The 23,235-nt window shown below is 67.0% G+C and carries 19 protein-coding genes; 6 read left to right on the top strand and 13 right to left on the bottom strand.

Features of this window, described 5'->3' with window-relative positions; genetic code table 11:
* Positions 1–29: 29 nt before the first annotated feature.
* The 5 genes from DDF67_RS21990 to DDF67_RS26285 form a co-directional block, all read right to left on the bottom strand.
* Positions 30–2,054: a glycoside hydrolase family 65 protein gene (locus DDF67_RS21990; protein WP_233247736.1), complete on the bottom strand. Its 2,025-nt coding sequence runs from the start codon at positions 2,052–2,054 to the stop codon at positions 30–32.
* A 41-nt stretch (positions 2,055–2,095) separates the two neighbouring features.
* The gene (locus tag DDF67_RS21985; RefSeq protein ID WP_109454928.1) at positions 2,096–2,767 is read right to left on the bottom strand and encodes a DUF4142 domain-containing protein; all 672 of its coding nucleotides are present in this window, start codon (positions 2,765–2,767) and stop codon (positions 2,096–2,098) included.
* A 65-nt stretch (positions 2,768–2,832) separates the two neighbouring features.
* The gene (locus tag DDF67_RS21980; RefSeq protein WP_109454927.1) at positions 2,833–3,231 is read right to left on the bottom strand and encodes a response regulator; all 399 of its coding nucleotides are present in this window, start codon (positions 3,229–3,231) and stop codon (positions 2,833–2,835) included.
* 58 nt (positions 3,232–3,289) lie between these two features.
* Positions 3,290–3,661, bottom strand: a complete 372-nt coding sequence (locus tag DDF67_RS21975) for a response regulator (protein ID WP_109454926.1) — start codon at positions 3,659–3,661, stop codon at positions 3,290–3,292.
* A 70-nt stretch (positions 3,662–3,731) separates the two neighbouring features.
* A complete protein-coding gene (locus tag DDF67_RS26285) occupies positions 3,732–4,427 on the bottom strand; it encodes a Crp/Fnr family transcriptional regulator (RefSeq protein ID WP_109454925.1) in 696 nt (231 codons plus the stop codon).
* 244 nt (positions 4,428–4,671) lie between these two features.
* On the opposite strand from DDF67_RS26285, the gene DDF67_RS21965 reads away from it, so the two are divergent.
* A complete protein-coding gene (locus DDF67_RS21965; RefSeq protein ID WP_109454924.1) occupies positions 4,672–5,763 on the top strand; it encodes a sensor histidine kinase in 1,092 nt (363 codons plus the stop codon).
* A gap of 47 nt (positions 5,764–5,810) precedes the next feature.
* Here the strand turns inward: DDF67_RS21965 and DDF67_RS21960 are convergent, their stop codons facing one another.
* From DDF67_RS21960 to DDF67_RS21950, 3 genes are read right to left on the bottom strand one after another with little or no spacing between them, the layout of a single operon-like run.
* A complete protein-coding gene (locus tag DDF67_RS21960; RefSeq protein ID WP_109454923.1) occupies positions 5,811–6,596 on the bottom strand; it encodes an SDR family NAD(P)-dependent oxidoreductase in 786 nt (261 codons plus the stop codon).
* A gap of 17 nt (positions 6,597–6,613) precedes the next feature.
* Positions 6,614–7,804, bottom strand: a complete 1,191-nt coding sequence (locus DDF67_RS21955) for a zinc-dependent alcohol dehydrogenase (protein WP_109454922.1) — start codon at positions 7,802–7,804, stop codon at positions 6,614–6,616.
* A complete protein-coding gene (locus tag DDF67_RS21950; protein WP_109454921.1) occupies positions 7,804–8,355 on the bottom strand; it encodes an SRPBCC family protein in 552 nt (183 codons plus the stop codon). Before DDF67_RS21950 ends, DDF67_RS21955 begins: the two co-directional genes overlap by 1 nt.
* A 266-nt stretch (positions 8,356–8,621) precedes the next feature.
* Here DDF67_RS21950 and DDF67_RS21945 point away from each other — a divergent pair, with 266 nt between their 5' ends.
* Positions 8,622–9,215, top strand: coding sequence for an isochorismatase family cysteine hydrolase (locus tag DDF67_RS21945; RefSeq protein WP_109454920.1), 594 nt, complete (start codon positions 8,622–8,624; stop codon positions 9,213–9,215).
* A gap of 17 nt (positions 9,216–9,232) precedes the next feature.
* Here DDF67_RS21945 and DDF67_RS21940 read toward each other — a convergent pair whose 3' ends face one another.
* Positions 9,233–11,392, bottom strand: a complete 2,160-nt coding sequence (locus tag DDF67_RS21940) for a catalase (RefSeq protein WP_109454919.1) — start codon at positions 11,390–11,392, stop codon at positions 9,233–9,235.
* Between the two features lie 201 nt (positions 11,393–11,593).
* Here DDF67_RS21940 and DDF67_RS21935 point away from each other — a divergent pair, with 201 nt between their 5' ends.
* Positions 11,594–13,999 carry an HWE histidine kinase domain-containing protein gene (locus DDF67_RS21935; RefSeq protein WP_109454918.1) on the top strand — a complete coding sequence of 802 codons (2,406 nt, stop codon included), beginning with the start codon at positions 11,594–11,596 and terminating at the stop codon, positions 13,997–13,999.
* A 10-nt stretch (positions 14,000–14,009) separates the two neighbouring features.
* Here the strand turns inward: DDF67_RS21935 and DDF67_RS21930 are convergent, their stop codons facing one another.
* Positions 14,010–15,926, bottom strand: a complete 1,917-nt coding sequence (locus DDF67_RS21930) for a hybrid sensor histidine kinase/response regulator (protein WP_109454917.1) — start codon at positions 15,924–15,926, stop codon at positions 14,010–14,012.
* A gap of 295 nt (positions 15,927–16,221) precedes the next feature.
* Between DDF67_RS21930 and DDF67_RS21925 the strand changes: the two genes are divergently transcribed.
* Both DDF67_RS21925 and DDF67_RS21920 read left to right on the top strand, forming a co-directional pair.
* Entirely contained in the window at positions 16,222–17,502 is a 1,281-nt protein-coding gene (locus DDF67_RS21925) for a dicarboxylate/amino acid:cation symporter (protein WP_158278099.1), read from the top strand.
* Positions 17,492–18,376: an NAD(P)/FAD-dependent oxidoreductase gene (locus DDF67_RS21920; protein ID WP_109454915.1), complete on the top strand. Its 885-nt coding sequence runs from the start codon at positions 17,492–17,494 to the stop codon at positions 18,374–18,376. The genes DDF67_RS21925 and DDF67_RS21920 overlap by 11 nt, the downstream gene beginning before the upstream one ends.
* 3 nt (positions 18,377–18,379) lie before the next feature.
* Here the strand turns inward: DDF67_RS21920 and DDF67_RS21915 are convergent, their stop codons facing one another.
* The 3 genes from DDF67_RS21915 to glgA all read right to left on the bottom strand — a co-directional run bounded on the left by DDF67_RS21915 (position 18,380) and on the right by glgA (position 20,883).
* Positions 18,380–18,970, bottom strand: coding sequence for a sigma-70 family RNA polymerase sigma factor (locus DDF67_RS21915; RefSeq protein ID WP_109454914.1), 591 nt, complete (start codon positions 18,968–18,970; stop codon positions 18,380–18,382).
* 84 nt (positions 18,971–19,054) lie between these two features.
* On the bottom strand, positions 19,055–19,273 hold the full coding sequence (locus tag DDF67_RS21910) for a hypothetical protein (RefSeq protein WP_109454913.1): 219 nt from the start codon (positions 19,271–19,273) through the stop codon (positions 19,055–19,057).
* The gene (glgA, locus tag DDF67_RS21905; RefSeq protein WP_109454912.1) at positions 19,270–20,883 is read right to left on the bottom strand and encodes a glycogen synthase GlgA; all 1,614 of its coding nucleotides are present in this window, start codon (positions 20,881–20,883) and stop codon (positions 19,270–19,272) included. Before glgA ends, DDF67_RS21910 begins: the two co-directional genes overlap by 4 nt.
* A 211-nt stretch (positions 20,884–21,094) precedes the next feature.
* Between glgA and glgB the strand changes: the two genes are divergently transcribed.
* Entirely contained in the window at positions 21,095–23,233 is a 2,139-nt protein-coding gene (glgB, locus tag DDF67_RS21900) for a 1,4-alpha-glucan branching protein GlgB (protein WP_199229315.1), read from the top strand.
* The last annotated feature ends 2 nt before the right edge of the window (positions 23,234–23,235 follow it).

The raw sequence follows: 23,235 nt of genomic DNA, 5'->3' as shown, positions 1-23,235 counted from the left end.
CGCGAAAGCTCCTCAGTACGGGTGCGGATTCATGCGTCGTCGAGAGTCGCAGGCTCGCCGTGCCGCGCTCGCAAGCGCATCGCCCTGCCCCGAACCCACAGGCGATCGACTTCGATCGCTTGCCAGCCGGCAGGCAGGATCGCGGGACGGCTGGACCAGCTTTCCGGTTCACCGGACCCGATCCGAAGGCCTGTAAACCCGAACAGCAAGCTCGAAAGGAAACCGGCGATGTTGGCGAAGAACGGTCCGGCAGGGGCGCCGTCCGGCATCTTGTCGAGGCGATACTCCAGGGTCTGGTGAAAGCGGCCGACGACGTATCGGCCATAGCCCTCATCCAGCAGCTTCAGCGCCAGCCGACGGTCGCCCGCCATCGCGGCCCAGGCGCCATAGAGCGCGGACAGCATCGGCGAGCCGACATAATCTTCCCAGCGGCCAAGATAGAAGGCCAAGGTCCTGCGCTCGGTGTCGGGGTCTACCGGATAGCCGTAGGGATAAAGACCCATCAGCGGCGACGGCGTGGCCCCTTTCTCCTCGGTGACCACGAAGCCGTCATGGGCGGCGATCGCGCCGTCCGAGCGCATGGGCGGCGCCAAACCACCGGCGATGCGCCCCCAAGCTTCGCGTGGATGGAGCCCCTTGACGCGAGCGGCGGCCAGGGCCTGCCCCAGCACCACCTTGGCGGCCATGATCGTCAGGGCGTCGTTGTCGACCGGTTCGACCCGTTCGGCCGGACCCCCATGGTGCAGGAAGGCGTAACCCTCGTCACGAGAGGTCACGCGGCTGGCGATCCAGTCGGCGACGCCGGCCAGCACGGGCCAGGCCTCCTCGTCGGCGAAGCGGGCGTCGCCGGTCGCGGCGGCGTATTGGGCGAAGGCGCGCGCGACGTGGAGCGTGACGTGATCCTCGCGCCAGGCCCCCGAGCCGCCGCCGGGCGCAGCCTCCTCGTAGGTGAGCGGCGCGGCTTCCCAGGGAAACTGCAGGCCCTCGCGCCCCATCAGCTTGGCGTTGTTGCGGGCGGCGACGAGGCCCCGGCTACGGAAGTCGAGCAGCGCGCGAGCCGCCTGGGGCTGCAGGAGGGACAGGGGCTCGATCGCGAAGGCGTCGATGTCCCACATCACGTGGCCGTAATAGTAGTGATAGTCGTGCCAGCTGGCCAAGCCGAAGATCGAGGTCGAGCATGGCGAGGCGCCATGCACCGAGGCGTTCAGGTAATAAAAGGCCGCGTCGGCCAGCGCCTGCCAGCGCGGCTCGGCGCCGATCAGCCGGATGCGGCCAAGCCACAGGTCTTTCCAGCAGGCGCGGTTGTCCGCGCGCAGGCGATCGAAGCCGGTTTCGAGCGCCCGGGCCAGCATCCGCACCGCCTCGTAGTCGGGCTGCCGATGCAACACGCTGGGCACGAGGCTGACGACCTGCAGCAGTCGGCGGGGTTTGCCGGTCGCCAGCGGCACGGCGTGGGTGACAACCGCCGGGGCCAGCGGATGCGACAGGGCCTGGCTCCTATCGCTTCCCTCTGGCGCCCGGGAGGCGAAGGCGACGCCGCAACGGCCCGAGCCGCCGTTTCCTTCCCAGCACAGCACGCCGTCGCCGACCGTCTCGGCTTCACCTGGCGTATCCAGGCGAAGATCCGCAAGGCGACCGCGGAGGCCCTTGACGTCGACGAAGCTGCGCCACTCCAGGCGGCACGGCCCATCGGCCTCGACGACCAGTTCCTGTGCGACGATCGTCGGCTGTGTTCGACTGCAGAAGGCGACGGTCCGCAAGGACAGCACCCTGTCGCCGAGACGGAGGATGGCGCGGGTGACGAGTTCGCCCGTCTCGAAGTCGTGGACCTGGTCGACCGGCTCGACGGCATGGGGCGCGTCGCTGACCCAGACGCCGTCGACGGCAAGATCGACGCCGAATGGAAACGGCGCCTGGGCGATACCTTCGATCCCGCGTTCGGGATGGACGCCGGCGAAGCCCGAAACCAGCGCCATGCCGCTTTGCACGATGGTCTCGCGAAGACGCAGGCCTATGAGACCATTGGAAATATAGGCCGGAAGGTCGCGTCCCAACGGCCCTTTCACAGTCGGCGGGCTGACGGGCGCATGCATGCCTAGTGGCGCATGTCGTCAGCGGCCTTTCCGACCGCGTTGGGCTTGGCGGCGCTGCCGGAGCCGGTCTCGTCGTCGGCGTTGGTGGAGCGGTCGAGCTTGGTGACCATCTGCGCATGCTTTTCCAGCTTCGGTGCGGTCTCGGCGGCGAAGGCCTTCAGGTCTGCGTTGTCGCCAGTCTTGGCGTAGCCGTTGAAGGCCAGCAGCGCCTCGTGGTGGGCCATGGTCTGCTGGTCGAGATAGCGGTCGTCGAAATCCTTGGCCGAGGCGCCGCGCAGATTGTCGAGCATGCCCTTGCGGCGCTCATCCAAGGCGGTGGGAAGCGGCCCGGGCGCCTTGCCGGCCGCCACGAGGGCCTTGAGCTTGGCGTCGGCGGCCTCGTGGTCAGCGATGATCATTTTCGCCGACGCCTTCACGTCGGGATTGGCGGCTTTCTCAAGAGCGAGCTTGGAGGACTCGATCTCGTACATCCCGCCGATCGCCGCGTCGCGCGCGAAGGCCTCGGCGTTCACGGCGCCGGTCGCACCAGTGGCGACGCCGGTCGCCGCGCCGGCGACGTCCTGGGCGATGTTGGCGGGCTCATTCTTCTGCCCTTCGGCCCGTTGTTCGTCGGGGGCCTTGTTGCAGGCCGCCAACAGGCAGGCGGTCGCCAGGATAAGAGCCGTCGCGCGCATGAGTTAAGTCCCTCCTCGGTTTCAGGAGGACCAACGTTCGAGGCGAACCGGGGCTCGCCCCTGCGTCATTTGATGGCGGGAACCCGCCAGAGGTCGGCGACGCCTTCCAGGATCGCGGCTTTGTCGGCAGGCTTGAGGATCATCGCGACGTTCGAGAGGCGCTGCGGGATCAGGGCTTCGTCGTATCCGGTAACGAAGAGGAACGGCACGCCCGCGCGCTTCAGCGCGTCGGCCAGGGCGAACGATGGGCCTTCGCCGAGATTGATGTCGACCACCGCGGCGTCGAGATCCTCGCGCGCCAAGACCTCCAATGCAGGGCCGGGGCGCGGAACGGGACCGACCACCTCGGCTCCCGCCTCGCGCAGGGCGCGGCTGGTGTCGCCGGCCAGATAGAAGTCGTCCTCGACGACGAGGACGCGTCGGCCGGAAAGATCGGGCGTTTCTGGAGACGTCCTTTCGGGCATGGGAGCCCTCCATGACGGCGAGGTTCTTCTCAAACGCCCAGGCGGCGGTCGGTATCCGTCATCGGGACAGATGCAGGACCAGCAGAAGCCGGACAACGGCCGCCGTCGTCACCGGCTTTTCGAGGCGAGGCACGTCGGAAAGGCGGCTGGGAATGATGTCGGGGTCGTAACCGGTGGCGAACAGGAACGGCGTCCCGCGCTCCCGCAGCATGTCCGCTACGGGAAAGACCCTGTCTCCAACCAGATCGATGTCGAGGATGGCGATATCGACCGCCTGGCCGCTCTCGATAAGGCGTTGGGCGTCCTCGACCCGGCCGAAGGGCCCCAGAACCCGTGCGCCCGCCTCGCCAAGCGCGGAGGCCAGATCATCGGCGAGATAGAACTCGTCCTCGACGATTAAGACCGCCAAGCCTTCCAGAGAATCCGCCATGCATAGCCCCGCTCAACTCGGGCCAGGCATAGGAGAACCGCCGAAGGGGCCAAATAACCTATGTTAATTCCTAGGAACTCTGGTCAGAAGCCAGTTCCATGGCCGGACGGTCCAACAAGGTCATCTGCGAGCCGCGCATGTCGATCAGGCCGTCCCTGCGCATCTGCTGCAGGGTGCGGTTGACGTGCACCAAGCTCAAGCCCAGAGCGTCGGCGAGGACCTCCTGCTTGACCGGCAGATGGAAGCTGTCACCGCGAACCTCGCCGATCTCGGCCAGGCGTCCATGCAGTTCCAGCAACAGGTGGGCCATGCGCTCATAGGCCGTCTGGCGGCCGAGACGCACCATCTGGTCGATCATCCGCCCCTGCTGGACCATCGCCGCGGCTGCGAAAGCGCGCGGCAGGCGATCGCCGCCGGCCGTGAAACCGGCTTGGGCGTAGCGGACCTTCAAGGGCGTCAGGGCTATGGCTTCGATCGAGCGCTGAGACCTTGTGAGCAAGTCGAATCCGACGCCGTCGCCGGGCAGGAGGAAGGCCAGGATCTGCCGACGCCCATCCCGCAACGTTCGCGAAAGACAGGCCCAGCCCGACATCACGAACATCGGCGGCGCGCCAACCAGAGCCAGGTCCTTGCCCGCCGGATAGGATTCGATACGGCCCAGTTGCGCCTCGAGCGCGACGACGTCTTCGTCATGAAGGTGGCCGTGACGTCTCAGCCGGGTGAGGTACGCCCTCTCGCTCGTCCGCGGAGCGGGGACGCCTAGCATGACGCGCAGGCCTTTCCAGGCCTTGAGGGTGCCATCCGAATCTTCATCGCTCGCTCCGTGCTAGCAGCGAGCCCCATCCCGGTCTTTATCATCTGATATGCTCAACGCGCCGTCGACCCGTATTGGTGCGTTCTGAGAAAACTTTCGCTCCGATTGTGGCGATCTTCCAAGCTTCGCGTTATCGCCACAGGCTCCGAAGCTAGCTACGTCGGACATCCGACATTGAAGCGTAAGAAGGCAATTCATGGGGGATACCAGCGGCGAAGTGGCCTCACCCGGCATGGCCGGCCGCATCCGCGCCTTCGATTGGCGCGAGACGGCGCTTGGGGCATCGGAGACTTGGCCGCAAAGCCGAAGAACGGCGATCGATGTGTTGCTCGGCTGCGGCTTTCCCGCCGTGCTCTGGGCCGGAAGCGAAGCCACCACCCTCTACAACGATGCGTACGCCGCCCTGCTGGACGGACGCGACGATCTTGGCCATGCCGGCCTTGGATCGCTGGAACCCGCCCGCGCCACCCTGGCGCCCGCGCGCGAGGCCACCTGGCGTGGCGAGACGGTGACGCTCGAGGATCATCCCCTGCCCTTCCGACGCGACGGCGCGGTGGAGGACGCCTGCTTCACCCTGTCCTGCTCCCCGGTCCGCGACGAGGACGGAAGCGTGGTCGCCACCTTCCTGATCCTGATCGAGACCACGGAGCGCGTGCGAGCCGGCCAGGCCCGCAACCTGATGGTCGCTGAACTTCAGCACAGGGTGCGCAATATCCTGGCCGTGATCCGATCGATCGTCAGCCGGACGGCCGAGACCAGCGAAACCGTCGAAGACCTTTCGGCCCATCTCGACGGCAGGCTGTCGGCGCTGGCCCGCACCCAGGTGCTCCTGACCCGCAGTCCAGGCGCGGGTGTCGACCTGGAAAGCCTGGTGCGCGACGAGCTACTGGCGCAGGTGGCCGACGAGGAACGGGTCACAATCGGCGGCCGGGAAATCCTGCTGCCGCCCAAGGCCGCAGAGGTCATGACCCTGGCCGTCCACGAACTGGCCACCAACGCCACCAAGTACGGCGCCCTGTCCAATGCCAGCGGCCGCCTCGAAATCGGCTGGACGGTCGCGGCGAGAGACGGGGTCGATTGGCTGGCTTTCGACTGGTGCGAGCACGGGGTGAAGATCGCCGCCGCCGCGCCGCGACGGTCGGGCTTCGGCTCGGTGCTGATCGAGCAGCGCGTGCCTTACGAACTGATGGGCGAAGGCGCGCTGACCTTCGCGCCGGGCGGCGTGCGCTGCACTATCGCCTTTCCGCTGATCGCCAGACGCAGCGTCCTGCAGACCGACGCCGGGTAGAGGCCGCCCCATAGCGATCGTGAAGCATCAAGCGTGGCGCGGAGCCATCAATCTCCGGAACCGGGCTCGGCCATCTTGCGATGCTGTCTAGCCAGAGCCGACTGGGGCGTGACAGCCGCCGCCGCGGCCTGCACCTTGTTCTTCAGGCCGTGCACGACGTCGCCCTCGCCGCGCATCATCGCCTCGAAGCCGGTCCTGGCGACATCGGCCGGATCGTCCTTCTTCGCCTGCCCCACCTGGGTGTCGGTCATGCCGGCGCGCTCGAAGAAGGCCGTGTCGGTCGGGCCGGGCATCAGGCAGGTGACGGTGACGCCGCTATCTTTCAGCTCATCGCGCAGGGCGAAGGAGAAGCTGTCGATGAAGGCCTTGGTGCCGTTGTAGACAGCCTGGAAGGAGCCGGGCATCAGGCCGGCGATCGATCCGGTAAGCAGGATCCTGCCCTGCTCGCGACCGCGCATGTCGCGGCCGATCAGGTGCAGCAAATAGATCGTGCCGGTGATGTTGGTGTCGATCACATGACGCGCCTGGGCGAAATCCTGGTCGAGAAAGGCGTGGCCGAGGCCATGTCCGGCGTTGGCCAGGAGATAGTCGACCGGCCGACCGGCCTGGGAAACGGCGGCATAGAGCTGGTCGACACCGTCGATGGTCGAGAGGTCAGCGCGGACCGCCACGACGTCGGCCCCAAGGTCCCGTAGAACCTGGGCGGCCTCCGTCAGGGAGGTGTCGGCGGCGATGATCAGGTCGCAACCATGATCGGCGCAGCGCTTGGCCAGCTCGTAGCCGATGCCGCTGGAGGCGCCGGTGACCACGGCGAGGGGACGCGGGGCGTTCATGTGTCTTTCCTCCAGGCTCATGGACGCAGCACCACCTTAGTGACCTCGTCCTGGTTCTCCTTGAACAGGCGGTAACCCTCGGCCGCCTCTTCCAGCGGCAGGCGATGGCTGATGACGAAGGTCGGGTCGATCTGGCCAGCCTCGATCATCTCCAGCAGTTGCTTCATGTATTTCTGGGTGTGGGTCTGGCCCGTCTTCATGGTCAGCCCCTTCTCCATAAAGGCGCCGACGGGGAACTTGTCGGTGATGCCGCCATAGACGCCCGGCACCGAGACATGGCCGCCCTTGCGGCAGGCCATGATCACCTCGCGGAGCGCATGGGTGCGGTCGGTGGCCAGACGCACGGCGGCCTTGGCGGCGTCGGCGATGTTGTCGGGCGAGAAGCCGTGGGCCTCCATGCCGACCGCGTCGATGCAGGAGTCTGGCCCCCTGCCGCCGGTCAGCTCCATCAACGCCTCGCGGACCTTGACTTCGTGGTAGTTCAGCACCTCGGCGCCGGCTGCCTTGGCCAGGGCCAGGCGATTGGCGTGGTGGTCGATGGCAATGACCTTCGCAGCGCCTTGCAGCAGCGCCGAGCGGATCGCGAACTGGCCCACCGGCCCGCAGCCCCAGACCGCGACGGTGTCCCCCGGCTCGATCCCGCAGTTCTCGGCCGCCATCCAGCCGGTCGGAAAGATGTCCGACAGGAACAGCACCTGCTCGTCGGTAAGGCCGTCGGGCACCTTGACCGGCCCGACGTCGCCATAGGGCACGCGCACGTACTCGGCCTGGCCGCCGGCATAGCCGCCAGTCATGTGCGAATAGCCGAAGATCCCGGAAACCGCGTGGCCGTAGGCGACTTCGCTGATGTCGCCCTTGTCGGCGGGGTTGGAGTTGTCGCACCCCGAGAACTGCCCGGTCTTGCAGGGCCGGCAGGCGCCGCAGGCGATGTTGAACGGCACGACGACTCGATCGCCGACCCTCAGGGGCGCATTATCGCCCTCGCCACGCAGCCCCGGCCCGACCTCCACCACCTCGCCCATGAACTCGTGGCCGAGTACGTCGCCGGCCATCATCGAGGGAATGAAGCTGTCGTAGATGTGCAGGTCCGAGCCGCAGATCGCGGTGGCGGTGACCTTCAAGATCAGGTCGCGCGGATTGACGATCTTGGGATCGTCGACGGTTTCGACGCGGACGTCGTGCTTTCCATGCCAGGTCAGGGCGCGCATCAGGCCTCCTTTTTCTCGTGACGGCCGGCGCCGCGTGGACCTTCCGAGGTCGTGATCTCGCCGGTCTCCATCAGTTGCTTGAAGCGCCGCAGTTCGCGGCGGGTCTGGGTGTTGGGTTCGCGCTGGAAGAGCTTGGCGATCAGCCGGCCGAGCACTCCGCCGGGCGCGTCGTATTCGATCAGGGCGTGGACCTCGGTCCCGCGCCCCGGCGGGCCGTCGCGAAATTCGACCCAGCCGCGGTTGGCGACCTGGGCGCCTTCGTCGGCCTGCCAGGCGATGCGCCGCCCAGGCTGGTCCTCGACGATCAGGCTGTCCCATTCGATGTCGGCGCCCGCCGGCCCCTTGACGACCCAATGGGAGCGGCGCTCGTCGATCACGTCGATGCGTTCGACGTTGTCCATCAGGCGCTGGAGGTTCTTGGGGTTGCGCCAGAAGGCGTAGAGTTCCTCCCGGGGGCGGTCGATGGTGATGGCCCGGGAAACATAGGTCTGGCCGCCGGGCTGCTTGACCAGATTGGCCGGCGTGATCGGCGCATCGGTGTCTGTCGGCATGAAATCTCCGTCGATATCGATGAAGCGGCCGGCAGAGCAGCGCGCCCGCGCCAGCGGCCCTGGCTTCCGGTGAAGCCGGCAGGGGGAACAGGCGCCCCCGGTCGGAGGCAGAACGGCGCGCGGGCAGCGCCGTTTCGGCGAGCATCAAATGTAATAGATTGAAAACGCTGCCATAATTCTGGCCTCGCGAACGCCGATGGCCGCCTGCCGTTGCATGTCATTGGACGCTCGACGGCGCCGTCGGCGCCCTCGTGCGTTGCGCCGGTATGCACACGGACGATCCATGCCTATCGATCAAGTCGCCCAGCGGGGTTGGCCTCCTGATCATCGACCTGATCAACGACCTTGCCTTCCCCGGGGCGGAGCCCCTTCGCAAGGCCTGCCGAAGCATCGTCGACGACCTGCTTGGCCTTCGCGCTCAGGCCGACGAGGCCGGAGTTCCGACCATCTACGTCAATGACAACTTCGGCCAGTGGCGCGGGGAGCGCGCTGAAATCGTCGCCCACGCGGCTCGCGCGGAAAGTCCGGCCCGCGACATCGTCGAAAAGCTGAAGCCCCGCGAGAAGGACTTCTTCGTCATCAAGCCGAGGTTCTCCGGCTTCTACGCCACGACCCTGCCGGTGCTGTTGCCGCAACTGGGGATCCAGCGCCTGATCCTGACCGGGGTCGCCACCGACATCTGCGTGCTGTTCACCGCCGCCGACGCCCACATGCGTGAGTACGGCCTCTGGGTTCCGGAGAACCTCGTGGCCAGCGACGATCCGCAACGGGACGCCTGGGCCCTCGAGATCATGCGCAACAGCATGGGCGCGCGCACGGCCTCCTCGCGCGCCCTGGCCTTGGACGATTGGCTTTCCTGACCTTCAGCTCCCCCGACTTACGCGCCCCTCGGCGGGTTGCCGCCGTGTTCTAGAAAGGCTGCGGCGTCCAGATCGACCTTCAGCTCGCGGTTCCACAAACGCAGTTGCCCGCAAGCGGCGAGGAAGGCCGCCACGTCGTCTGCGCCGTCGATCTGGATCAGGCCTTCATCATGATCTTCCGGCGCGACGCCCGCCTTGGCGAGCAGCGGCAGGGCTTGAGCGGTGTAGCCGATGAACTTGCAGTGGGCGAAGGCGTCGTTGACGAAGTCCTTGGCGGTCTTGTCGCTCGCCAGCAGGGCCGCCCCTTCAGCCGAGACCGCCAGCACCACCGCATCGTAGAGAACCGAAGGCCCGCCATCGATCTTATGCTTGGCCTGCGCGATCGTGCCGTCGTCGAGCACGGCGCCGGCGGCCTTGGGCGTGATGATCTCGTAGACGGCCGGCAACGCCTTCACCGCCTCGGTCAAGGCCTCGACCAGCGCCACCGGCGCGCCGTCGGTGACCAGGATGCCGAGCTTGCGGCCCGCGAAGCTGCCCGGCGCGCGCTTGACGATCGACAGCGGATCGGAGGGCTCCAGGGTCGTCATCGTCGGCGAAGCCGCCGGCGCCGGATCGGGTAGCGCCGGCAGGCCAAGGCCATTGGCGACCACCTTCGCCAAGCCCTCGTCGATGTTGCGCAGGTGGGCGACCATGCGCTGGCGGATGTCGACCCGCTCGCACTTGGCGAGTTCGAACACCAGGGCATCGCCGATGTGCTTCTGCTCGATAGGCGTCTGGCTGATGAAGAACTGCCGCGCCTGGCTGTAGTGATCGGAGAACGAGCCGGGTCGTTCCTGAACCTTGCGGCCGTTCTCGGCGGCGTCGAAATGCCGATAGCCCAGCGTGGGGCTCTGGCGCGGCCCGCCCCAGCTGTTGGGCTCGTAGTTGGCGCGCCCCTTCACGTTGCGCACGGCCATGTGGCCGTCCTGCTGGAAGTTGCTGACCGGGCAGCGCGGCGCATTGATTGGCAATTGGGTGAAGTTGGGACTGCCCAGGCGCTTCAGCTGCGTGTCGAGATAGGAAAAGTTGCGCCCCTGTAGCAGCGGGTCGTTGGTGAAGCCGATGCCCGGAACGACGTTCTGAGTGCAGAAGGCGACCTGCTCGGTTTCGGCGAAGAAGTTGTCGACCAGGCCGTCGAGCACGAACTCGCCGACGATCCGCACCGGGACCTGTTCCTCGGGAATGATCTTGGTCGGATCCAGAATGTCGAACTCGAACTGATCGGCGAAGTCGTCATCGAACAGCTGCACCCCCAGGTCCCAGATCGGCGGCGCGCCAAGATCGATGGCGTCCCAAAGGTCGCGCCTGTGGAAATCGGGATCGGCGCCGTTGATCTTCTGGACCTCGTTCCACGTCAGCGACTGCAGCCCCAGGCGCGGCTTGAAGTGGAACTTGACGTAGGTGCTTTTGCCGTCGGCGTTGATCAGCCGGAAGCTATGGACGCCGAAACCCTCCATGAACCGGAACGAGCGGGGGATAGCCCGGTCGGACATGACCCACATGATCATGTGCATCGACTCCGGCGTCAGGGTGATGAAGTCCCAGAAATTGTCGTGTGCGGTCTGGGCTTGGGGAAACTCGCGGTCGGGGATCGGCTTGGCCGCATGGACCAGGTCTGGAAACTTGATCGCATCCTGGATGAAGAACACCGGGATGTTGTTGGCCACCAGGTCCCAATTGCCCTCCTTGGTGTAGAACTTCGCCGCGAAGCCGCGCACGTCGCGCGCGACGTCGAACGACCCCTTGTTGCCGACGACGGTCGAGAAACGGACGAACATCGGCGTGCTTTCGCCGACCTCGGTCAGCACCTTGGCGCGGGTGAATTCCTCGAGCGACTCCGTCAGGGTAAAGGTCCCGTGCACGCCGTAGCCACGGGCATGGACCACACGCTCGGGAATGCGCTCGTGGTCGAAGTGGAACATCTTCTCCCGGAAGTGAAAGTCCTCCAGCAAGGCGGGACCGCGCTCGCCGACCCGCAGGGTGTTCTGGTCGTCGGCGACAGGAACGCCCTGCTGGGTGGTCAGCACGTCACCGCCGTCGGGCGCGATCTGGTGAAGCTCGCCGGCTTGACCGCGTTCAGTGGCGAACTCGGCCGCGATCGAAGCCGCGCCGGTGTCCTTGCCGATCACCTTGGGCATGTGTCGTCCTTGCTGCTGGAGGGTCCGGAGCCGAAATTCAACCGGCGAAGGGACGTTGCCAGGAGCGTCCTTTGATATTCGAGGGCGACTGTTCCACGGCGCCGGCGACCTGCCCTCCATCACCATCCTTTAGGTCGCCCCTTTCTGACGACGTCCAAATCCCGCATCGCGCGTTGGTACGTCGAGTGGCTGGGAAGGATCATGATCGCGAGTAAGAATGGCCGGCCGCAAACCGATGGCGGCATGAGGGCGGCGGCCTTGGAGCTTCGCTGGGAAGACACGCCGCTGGGCCCTTTCACGGCCTGGCCGCCGGTGGCGCGGGCCGCGGTCGATATGGCGTTGTCGATGGCGCAGCCAGCCTGCGTCTGCTGGGGCTCGGATGCGCGGCTCATCTACAACGACCTCTATCGGACGATCCTCGGCAACCGGCATCCCTGGGCGCTTGGCAAGCCGCTTTGCGACATCTGGCCCGAGCTTGAGCCCACGCTGCGTCCGGCCCTGCGGGGCGTGTTCGCCGGCGAAGCCCAGCTTTGGGAGGACGCCCCGTTCGAGCTCGACGTCGTCGAGGGCGCGCCGCCGACCAGCTGGTTCACCGCCACCTGGACCCCTATCCGCCTGGACGACGGCACGGTCGGCGGATTCCTGATCGTCGCCACCGACACCACGCGCCGGCACGCGGCCGAGGCGGCGCTGCAAAGCGATCGGGAACGGCAGGGCTTCCTGCTGGAACTCGCCGACACCCTGCGCCCAATGGGCGACGCCAACGAAATCCAACTGGTGGCCGCCCAGGCCCTTGGCCAGCGTCTCGGGGCCAACCGCGTCGGCTATGCCGAGGACCTGGGCGGCGGCGAGATCGCGGTGGTCCGAAACTATGTCGATGGCGTGCCGGGTATCGAGGGTCGCTATCGCTACGACGACTATGGCCCCGAACTGCTCGCAGCGTTTCGGGACGGCAGGACGGTGGTGCGCGACGACATCGCCGGCGACCCTGGTTTGACAGAGGCCGAGAAGGCCGCGCACGAGGCGCTGGCGCTAGGAGCCACGGTCAACGTGCCACTGTTGAAGGACGGCGAACTGCGCGCTGTTCTCTTCGTGCATTTCCAGTCGGCGCATCGGTTCGACGAGCGGGAGATCGCCTTGATGGGCGAGGTCGCGGAGCGGACCTGGGCCGAGGTGATGAGGGCCCGCGCCGAACAGGAGACGCGACGTTCGGAAGAGCGCTACCGCACGCTCTTCTCGTCGATGGATGAGGGCTATTGCATCATCCAGATACTCTACGACGCCGACGGCGTGGCCGACGACTGGCTCTTCATCGAGGTCAACCCAGCCTTCGAGAAGCACAATGGCCTGACCAACGCCACGGGCCGCACCATCAAACAACTGGCGCCCGGGATCGAGCGGCGATGGATCGAGATCTACGATCGCGTCGCTCAAACCGGTGAGAGCCTGCGGTTCCAGGAGCCCTCTGGCGCTTTGGAGGGCCGGATTTTCGACCTCTATGCCTTCCGGGTGGGTGATCCGACCGAGCGGAAGGTCGCTGTACTGTTCACCAACATAACCGAGGCCAAGCGCTCGGCCGAACGCCAGGCCATCCTGCTGGCCGAGGTGCAGCACCGCGTGCGCAACACCCTGGCCATGATCCGCACAATATCGGACCGCACGCTGCGCGGATCGGCCTCGCTCGAGGAATTCGCCGCCGCGTGGCGCGGCCGTCTGGCCATACTTGCACGGGTCCAGGCGCTGCTGACCCGCTCGGCCAATACCGGCATCGACCTGGCGTCGATCGTGCGCGAGGAATTGGCCGCGCAGGCCTCGGACGAGAGCCTTTATCAGGTCGAAGGGCCGGATCTCACCTTGCCGCCCAAGGCCGCCGAGGTTGTGACGCTGGCCGTGCACGAACTGGCCACCAATGCCCTCAAGCATGGCGCGCTTTCCGTGCCCGACGGCAGGATCGAGGTGTCCTGGTCGGTTGAGACGAGGGAGGGTCGCCGCTGGCTTTCATTCCTCTGGCGCGAGCAAGCCACGAGCACAAAGACTGGCGACGAACCCGAGCGACGGGGCTTTGGTCGCGAACTGATAGAGCGCCGCGTGCCGTACGATCTTCAAGGCGAGAGCGAGCTGCTCATCGGCCAGGACGGCGCGGCGTGCCGGCTGGCCTTCCCGCTGATGCATCGCGCCAGCGTGCTCGAAACCGGCGTTCCCGATCGGGGTACGGTTTTCGACGAAGCGCTCGACGAGGCGCCGCCGGATCTTTCGGGCCAACGCATCCTGCTGCTGGAAGACGACTTCCTCCTGGCCTCGGAGGCCGCCCAGGCGCTTCAGGACGCCGGTGCGCAGGTGCTGGGCCCCTTCTCGGCGGAGGAAGCCGCCCTGGCCGCGATCGACGAGGAGATGCCGACCAGCGCCGTGCTCGACGTCAACCTGGGCAGAGGCCCCAGCCTGAAGGTCGCCCGGGCCCTGAAGACGGCGCGGGTGCCGTTCGTGTTCCTGACCGGCTATGACGACATCGCCTTTCCACCAGACTTACTGGAGGTCAAACGGCTGAAAAAGCCCGCGGCCATGGACAAGGTCATCCAGGCCGTCGCCTCGTCACGCCGGCGGGATTAGCCCGTGAATGTCAGCGGGCCTTGCGCAAGGCCCGCAACAGGCTGTCGAGCGTGTATGGCTTGCTTAGAAGCGGAAAGCCGTGCGCGCCGTCCGCCAGGACGTGGCTGTAGCCGCTGGTCAGTATGATGCCCAGGCTTGGCCAACGCTCGCGGACCTCGCGGGCCATATCGACGCCGCTCGTTCCTGGCATCACCACGTCGGTGAACACAAGGTCGAAAGCGCCTGTCGCCGCCTCCAGGGCGGACAGGGCCGATTGGGCATCGCAGACTCTCGTCACCGCATGCCCCATTTCCTCGAGCATGCCGGTGGCGAACTGGCCGACCTCGATATTGTCCTCGACCAGAAGGATGCGCATCGGCTCGACGAGTTCCTCGGGCTCGGGTCGAACCGCCTCGACAGGCCCGGCCGAGGTCCTGGGGAGGAAGAGCGTGAAGGTCGATCCCTCCCCTTCCCGGCTTTCCACCGCGACTTCGCCTCGTGACTGCTTGGCGAAGCCATAGACTTGGCTGAGACCTAAGCCGGTCCCACGATTGATCGGTTTGGTGGTGAAGAAGGGCTCGAAGATCTGGGCGAGGGTCTCGATCGACATCCCCGTACCGGTGTCGGCCAGCGAAATGGCCACGAACTCGCCAGGCGCTGCGGCGTGCCCCCGAACGGCCGGCACCCCGTCCGCGCGTCCTGCGCGGATGGTGATGCCGCCGCCCTCCGGCATCGCGTCGCGCGCATTGACCACCATGTTGATGATCGCGGTGTCGAACTGTCCAGGATCGGCGCTGACCCAGAGTTCGCGCGCTTCGTAGGACTGACGGACCTGGACAGACGAGCCCGCCGAAGCGGCGATGATCTGTCCCAGGCCTTCCAAGCGAGCGACCGCGTTGAACGTCTCCGGCCGCAAGGGCTGGCGACGCGCGAAGGCGAGCAACTGGCTCGTCAGTAAGGCTGCTCGTTCGGAGGCCGAAGCGATCGCCTCCACGTACTTGCCCCAACGCGGCGCGAGGTCGGCGCGCTGCAGGAACTCCGCCGAGGATCGGATGACCGTGAGAAGGTTGTTGAAATCGTGCGCCACTCCGCCCGTCAGCCGGCCGATCGCCTCCATCTTCTGGGCCTGGGCCAGCGCCTCGCGAGTGCGCTCGATCTCGTCCTGAGCGCGGCGCTTTTCGGTGATGTCTCGCGTCACCTTGGCGAAGCCGAGCAAACGTCCGCCCTCGTCGCGGATCGGATCGATCAGGACATGGGCCCAGAACGACTGTCCGTCCTTGCGCACGCGGATCGCCTCGCCCTCGAACTTGCCGTGCTCGAGCGCCCTGGCCAGCGCCGCCTTGGGCGCGCCAGCGGCGCGATCTTCGGGCGTGTAGAACATCGAGAAATGGCGCCCGAGAACCTCGCCAGCCTTGTAGCCCTTGATGGTCTCGGCGCCGGAGTTCCAGTTGGTGACGTTGCCGACGGGATCGAGCATGTAGATGGCGTAGTCGCGGACGCCCTGCACCAGGCGCTGGAAGCGCTGCTCGCTTTCGTAAAGCGCCTTGTCCGCCGCCTTGCGGGCCGAGACGTCGCGCGTGATCTTGGCGAAACCTATGACTTCGCCGTGCTCGAAGACTGGGTCGATGACGACGTGGGTCCAGAAGCGCGAGCCATCCTTGCGCACGCGCCAGCCCTCGGCCTCGAAGCGCCCCTCGCTGCGCGCCGTCTCCAGCGCGCGAGCGGGCATTCCTCGCGCGCGGTCCTCCTCAGTATAGAAGATCGAGAAGTGGCGACCGATAGCCTCCTCGGCCGCATATCCCTTGAACAGCGCCGCGCCGGTGTTCCAGGTGGCGATCATTCCGTCCGCATCGACCAGGTAGATCGCATAGTCGACGATGGAATCGATAAGAAGCCGATTGCGTTCGGCGCTATCGCGCTCGCTCAGCTTTCGCTGCCTGTCGACCATCACTCACACTGTCCGCTTCGCGGCTTTTCTGCCGCTCTACTATGCCGAACAATGGGCCTTCAAGGCGATTTATGTGGTCTTCGGATGAAACATGCCCTCCGGATAACATTTGTTTTCCCAAGGAACTGATTTAACTGCGCTCGACCATGCCTTGGATCCCGATGAATCCAGCGCGCTCGCCGCGGTTCCTCGCTATTTTCCTTGTTGCATAGTTCGCAAACCAACTGCTTCACTGAACCATTAGCGGAGCGATTGGCTGACTGTGGCGTTTGCGATGGCGACTTCGGGAGACGCCATGAACCACGCCTCAGCACCGCCTCGCCCCCCGCTCGGCTGGAACACCCCGTCCACCCGTATCCTGATCGGCTTGGCGATCGGCCTGGCGGCGGGCATGGCCGTGGGCGGACAGGCGCCGCATTTGAGCGAGCCCGCGCTGGCCATGACCACGCCCATCGGACGCCTGTGGCTCGACGCCCTGACTATGACCGTCGTTCCACTCGTGTTCGGCTTGCTCGTGACCGCCATCGGTTCGGCGGCGTCCAGTGCTTCGGCCGGTGGCGCGACCGCCCGCGCGATGGCCTGGTTCTCCGCCCTGCTGATCGGCGCCTGCGCCATCGGGGCGCTGGTGACACTGCCTCTGCTCGACTGGCTGCCGATCCCCGACGGCGGCCTGACCTTGCGGAGCACACAGGCGCCGTCCCCGCCCGTCGAACAAGGCGCCTGGTTCGAGGGCCTGATCCCTGCCAATCCGGTCAAGGCCGCCGCCGAGACGAGCATGACGCCGCTGGTCGTCTTCGCCCTGTTCTTCGGCTTCGCCATGACGCGGATCCGCGAGGATCTGCGCATCTCGCTCGCCAGGGTTTTCGAGGGATTGGTCGAGACGATGCTGGTGATCGTCCGATGGGTGCTGCTGGCGGGACCACTGGGCGTCATGGCGCTGGGCTTTGGCGTCGGCGCGCAGGCCGGCGGCGGCGCGGCCGGCGCCCTTTTGCACTACGTGCTGACGGTGGTCTTCGCCTGCCTGGCCGTCACGGTCGCGGCCTACATCCTTGTCGCGCTCGTGGGCAGGATTTCGCCGTTCGCCTTCGCCAGGAGGGCCGGTCCCGTCCAGGCGATCGCGCTGGGCACCCAGTCGTCGCTGGCCTGCCTGCCGGCGATGATCGATGCGTCGAGCGCCATGAGGACGTCGGTCTCGGTGTCGAGCGTGGTCCTGCCGCTGGCCGTGGCGATCTTTCGGGCCGCGAGCGGAGCGGCAAATGTCGCGGTGGCGATCTACCTGGCCAAGGCCCATGGCGTGGCGCTGACGCCCGCCACCGTGTGTGTGGCCGTTCTGGTCGCGGCCGCGGTCAGCCTGGCGGCCGTCGGCCTGCCTGCACAGGTGTCGTTCTTCGCCACCATCGGTCCCGTCGCCCTGGCGCTAGGAGCGCCGCTCGGGGCGCTGCCCCTGCTGCTGGCGGTGGAGACGATCCCCGACCTCTTCCGCACGCTGGGCAATGTCACCGCAGACCTGGCGGTGACCCGCATTCTGGGACGCCCGCGGTCGTCCCAACCCGTGGAGGCAAGCCATGCGCTATGACGCCATCGTGGTCGGCGCGGGGCCGGCCGGCCTGACCGCCGCCACCTATCTGGGTCGCTTCCGTCGAAGGGTGCTGGTCCTCGACGGCGGCGAGCCCCGCGCCAACTGGATCCCCGAAAGCCACAACACGCCAGGTTTTCCCGACGGCGTCGGTGGGCCGGCGCTACTGAGCCGACTGCGGCGGCAGGCCGAACTTTACGGCGCCACGACAATCGAGGCGCGCGCCGACAGCCTGGCCCGGGTCGAGGAGTGCTTCGAGGTCGCCCTCGACGGCTCGTCGACGCCAGTGAAGGCGCCGTTCGTGCTGCTGGCCACAGGCGTGGTCGACCGCAAGCCCGATATAGACGGCATCGACGAAGCCGTCCGGCGGGCGCTCGTGCGCATCTGCCCGATCTGCGACGCCTACGAGGCCATAGACCAGCGGATAGCGGTGTTGGGCGACGGCCCGCTCGGCGCGCGGGAAGCCCTGTTCCTGAAGACCTATTCGGACAGCGTGACGCTGCTGCACCAGGGCTCGCTCGACGCCCTGCCAGACGTTGGGCGGCTGTTGGCAGACGACGTCGGGGTCATGTCGGTAACGCCAGCCGATATTCGTTTTGACGAGGCAGTCCAGGTGAGCGTCGACGGCCGGGAGCGCACGTTCGACTGCCTCTACCTGGCGCTCGGCTGCGAGATGCAAAGCAGGCTGGCGGTGCGCTGGGGCGCGGCGCACGACGACGGCGGCAACCTGATCGTCGATCGTCACCAGCAGACCTCGATCGATGGGCTGTACGCCGCGGGCGACGTGGTCCGGGGCCTCAATCAGATCACGGTCGCCACCGCCGAAGCGGCCATCGCCGCGGCGGATATTCATCGCCGATTGCGCGAAGCCTGAACTTCAGGCCGCGCGGGAACGAATCCTGTCGACCTCGCCTAGGATCAACGCCATGGCGGCGCCGACCGGCGCGGAGCGCGGCTCCAGCCGTTGTTCTTCGAGAATACGAGCCAGAGATGCGCGGGCGCGGCTCACGCGACTTTTCACCGTGCCCACAACGACCCCGGTGATCGTGGCCGCCTCGTCATAGGAAAGGCCGCCGGCGCCGACCAAGATCAGAGCCTCGCGCTGTTCCTCCGGAAGCAGCGCCAGACCGCGCCGCAGATCGTCGAGATCGAGAACGGCGTGGGCGTCGTCGGCGGCCACAAGCGTTCGCTCGGCGGTCTCCTGATCCAGTTCCAGCAGTCGCCAGGAACGGCGCTTCCCGGAATAGAACTGGTTGCGCAGGATCATGAAGGCCCAAGCCTTCATGTTGGTGCCCACGACATAGCTTTCGCGGGCGTTCCAGGCTTTCAGCAGGGTGTCCTGCACCAGGTCGTCGGCCGCATGAGCGTCTCCCGCCAAGCTTCGGGCGAAGGCGCGAAGACGCGGCACGACCTCTATCAGCTCGGCCTTGAAAGCCCGTTCGCGGGACGTACCGTCGGGCGAGGTCATGGAAAACTCCTGGAGCGCGCCGAGTTAACGCACGCCTCTCGGCCACGGCCCCGCCGCGTATCCTTTGATACCCTGCCGCGGATTTCAGTCGGCCGTGATCTCCGCTCCGACCGTCGCCGGCAGACCTAGCAGGCGCAGCGCGCCGTGGGTCGCGGCCGGACCGCCGGCGAAGCGCTCGGCCGGGATCGAGGCTGCCTCCGCCACCCGCTCCGTCGCATCGCCCGGGCCGCCGTCGCGCGGGATGAGCACGATGGCGTTGGGGTCGCAGGTTTTCAGCAGGCGGATCAGGTCGGCGACGATCATGCGCTCTCTGCCGCTCGCGGAATCTCCTGCGTGGGCAGAGGCCGGCTGGGCGAGCGTCGGCGCGACGGCCGCCGCGCCGGCTCCTCGCCATAGCCGGCGAAGCTGCGCGGTTCCTCGGGCGCGGCGTCGTTGGCGGGCATGACCACATCTCGACCGACCAGCAGGCGGCGGAACATCGCCGCGTACTCGCCGGCCGAAACCCGCCAGGAGCTGTCGGAGGCCATGGCGTTCAGCTGTACGCGCCGCCAGCCGATGGGATCGCGATAGAGGGCGCAGGTGCGACGTATGGCGTCCTCGAGCATGTCCCGCGTCGGTGGAGCGAACTGCACGCCGGTCGCGGCCGAGCGGGCGATGGCGGCGGAGTTGGCGTCGATGATGGTGTCCGACAATCCGCCGGTGCGCGAGACCACCGGGATAGCGCCGTAACGCATGGCGCAAAGCTGGGTGAGACCGCAGGGTTCAAAGCGCGACGGCGCAAGGATCGCATCGGCCCCGGCCTGGATCAGGTGCGCGAGATCCTCGCGGTAGCCGACGAAGCGTCCCACGAGACCCGGATAGGTCCTGGCAGCCTCGGCAAAGGCGGCTTCGTACCGCGCCTCGCCCTGACCGCAGACCACCAGTTGCGCGCCTTCGGCACAGAGAACCGGCAGCGCGTCCAAGAGAAGATCGACGCCCTTCTGGTCGGTGAGGCGGCTGAGGATGCCGAACAACGGGGCCTCGGAGTCGGGTCGCAAGCCAAAGTGCGACTGGACCGCCAGCTTGTTGATCGCCCGAAGCTCCACGTTCTCGGCCGTGTACTGGGCCTTGATGTCGGGATCGGTCGCGGGATTCCACACCTCCGTGTCGATCCCGTTGAGAATGCCGACCAGATGCCTTGCGCGCGACTTCAGCAGTCCGCCCAGGCCCATGCCGCCCTCCTCGGTGGTGATCTCGGCGGCGTAGCTGGGCGAGACGGTGGTGACCTGGTCGGCGAACTGAATGCCCGCCTTCAGGTAGCCGATGTCCCCGTAGTACTCGACCCCGTCGATCGCGAAGGCTTCTTGCGGCAAGCCGATCTTGGCCAGCAGACGCGCCGGGAAACGCCCCTGAAAGGCGAGGTTGTGGATCGAGAGCACCACCGGCGGCGCTCTGCGGCCGGCGTCCTTGCGGGCGTAGCGCAGATAGGCTGGCGTGAGGCCCGCGTGCCAGTCATGCGCCTGGATGACGTCGGGACGGTAGTCCGCCAAAAGGCCCATGCCGATCTCGGCCGCAACCTTGGCCAAGGCTGCGAAGCGTACGCCGTTGTCGGCCCACTCCTTGCCCGACGGCTGCAGGTAGGGATTGCCCGGCCGATCGTAGAGGTGTGGCGCATCGATGACCAGGAGGTCGAGCGCTCCGGCCCTGGCGCGTAGCAGGCTGGCCCGGCCGCCCATCAGGCTGTTGAAGCGATGAATGCGCTCGGCGCCTTCCAGCGCGGCCATGACCGCCGGGTAGCCGGGAACCAGGCTGGTGACCCGAACACCCTGCTTGGCCAGCGCCAGCGGCAGGGCGCCGGCCACGTCCGCCAGGCCGCCGGTCTTGATGAGGGGAAAGATTTCGGCGGTGACGGAAAGAACGTCGGGGCCGCTCATCGGGAAAAGCCGAAGCTCAAGGCTTGCGAGAAATGTTCGCTACCGCACACAAGACGTCGACGCGCCCCGAAGGTCATGACCAGGAAACTCCATGAGACGTTCGGCGAAACAGCAAGCGAGGCCAAGGGTTCCGTGCTTTTCTTTTTGATGTTGTCGGGCACGGATTTCGTGATCGTCCGTTGTGCACCCGCAGCATAGCGGAGGCATTCGGGTGGGCGTTGAGACGGGGCGATCTTGGGCGGCCGACCCTTTCGGCTTCCTGGGGCGGCATGGCGGGGTGGTGCGCGCCTATCAGCCGGGTGCGGCGGCGGTCGAGGTCATTGCACGCAAGACCCGCCGCCGACTGGCGACCCTGACGGAGGTTTCTCCCGGCCTGTTCGAGGGCGAATTGAAAGCCCGCTCGGCCTACTGCCTGCGGATCATCTGGCCGGACGGTCCCCAGGAGATCGAGGACGTTTACGGCTTCGGGCCGGTTCTCTCCGACCAGGACTTGGCGGCGATCGGCGGCGGCGATCCAGTTCGCCTTGCCGAACGGCTGGGCGCGGCGCCACGCAGGGTGGACGAGGTAGACGGCGTAGCCTTTTCGGTCTGGGCGCCGAACGCCCGCAGCGTCAGCCTTGTCGGCGACTTCAACGACTGGGATGGCCGGCGTCATCCGATGCGGCTGCGCCATGACCGAGGCGTCTGGGAGATCTTCATTCCCGGCCTCGCCGCGGGTGAACGCTACACGTTCGAGGTGGAGGGCGCCGACGGCGTGATCCGCCGCAAGGCCGACCCGCTGGCCCGTGCGACCGAAGCTCCGCCGGCCACGGCCTCGATCGTGGCCCCTCTGCTGGATCACGCCTGGGGGGACGATGCCTGGATGGCTGCGCGCGGCGAACGCCAGCACCCCGGCGCGCCGATCTCGATCTACGAGGTCCACGCCGGGTCCTGGCGGCGGCCCTGGGACGAGCGCCAGCATCATGACTGGGACGAACTGGCCGAGCAGCTGATCCCCTACGTCACGGGCCTTGGTTTCACTCACGTGCAGCTGATGCCGATCATGGAGCATCCCTTCGGCGGCTCCTGGGGCTACCAGCCGCTGTCGCAGTTCGCGTCCTCGGCGCGATACGGCTCGCCCGAGGCCCTGGCGCGCTTCGTCGACCGCTGCCACCAGGCCGGGCTCGGCGTCATCCTCGACTGGGTGCCGGCCCACTTTCCCAACGACGCCCACGGTCTCGAACGCTTCGACGGCACGGCGCTGTACGAGCACGATGATCCCACCGAGGGGTTCCATCCGGACTGGAACACCCTGATCTACAACCTCGGCCGCGAGGAGGTGCAGGCCTTCCTGATCGCCTCGGCGCTGCATTGGCTGGACCGATTTCACATCGACGGCCTGCGCGTCGACGCCGTGGCCTCGATGCTCTACCGCGACTACAGCCGCGCGCCTGGACAGTGGAAACCCAACATCCATGGCGGTCGCGAGAATCTCGAGGCGGTGGCCTTCCTGCAGCGTCTGAACGCAACGATCGCCGAGCGCTTCCCCACCGCCGTCACGATCGCCGAGGAATCGACCTCATGGCCGGGCGTCACCGCACCGGTCGACCAGGGCGGGCTCGGCTTCACCTACAAGTGGAACATGGGGTGGATGAACGACACCCTGCGCTACATGCACCGCGATCCGGTGCATCGCGGCTGGCACGGCGACGACATCGGTTTCGGGCTGGTCTACGCCTTCAGCGAGAAGTTCATCCTGCCGCTGAGCCACGACGAGGTCGTGCACGGCAAGGGCGCGCTGCTGGCCAAGATGCCCGGAGACCGCTGGCGCAAATTTGCCAATCTGCGGGCGCTGCTGGCGCTGATGTGGGCTCATCCCGGCAAGAAGCTGCTGTTCATGGGCGGCGAGCTTGGCCAGCTACGCGAGTGGAACCACGATCGCGAACTGGACTGGCCCCTGCTGGAAGAGGCCGACCACCGCGGCCTGCAGCGTCTGGTCGGCGATCTCAACCGGATCTACCGGGACGAAGGCGCCCTGCACCACACCGACGCCGATCCCCGGGGCTTTTCCTGGATCGCCGAGAACAACGAAGGCGACGGCGTCTTCCTGTTCGAGCGGCGTTCGTTTCACGGCGGCACGCCGCTGGTCGTGGCCGTCAACATGACGCCCGCGCCGCACGAGCGCCGGCGCGTGCCCGTTCCTCTGCCCGGCCGCTGGACCGAGATCCTCAATTCCGACGCCGCGATCTACGGCGGAAGCGATCTTGGCAACCAGGGCGGCGTCACGAGCTTTTCCGTCGGCGACGGCGAGCAGGTCGAGCTGACCCTGCCCCCGCTGGCCGCGATCTTCCTGCGCTATGAAGGACCCTGAAG

The sequence above is a fragment of the Caulobacter endophyticus genome (genome assembly GCF_003116815.1).
In the GTDB taxonomy this organism is placed as follows: Bacteria; Pseudomonadota; Alphaproteobacteria; order Caulobacterales; family Caulobacteraceae; genus Caulobacter; species Caulobacter endophyticus.
This window is presented reverse-complemented; position numbering and strand designations above follow the sequence as displayed.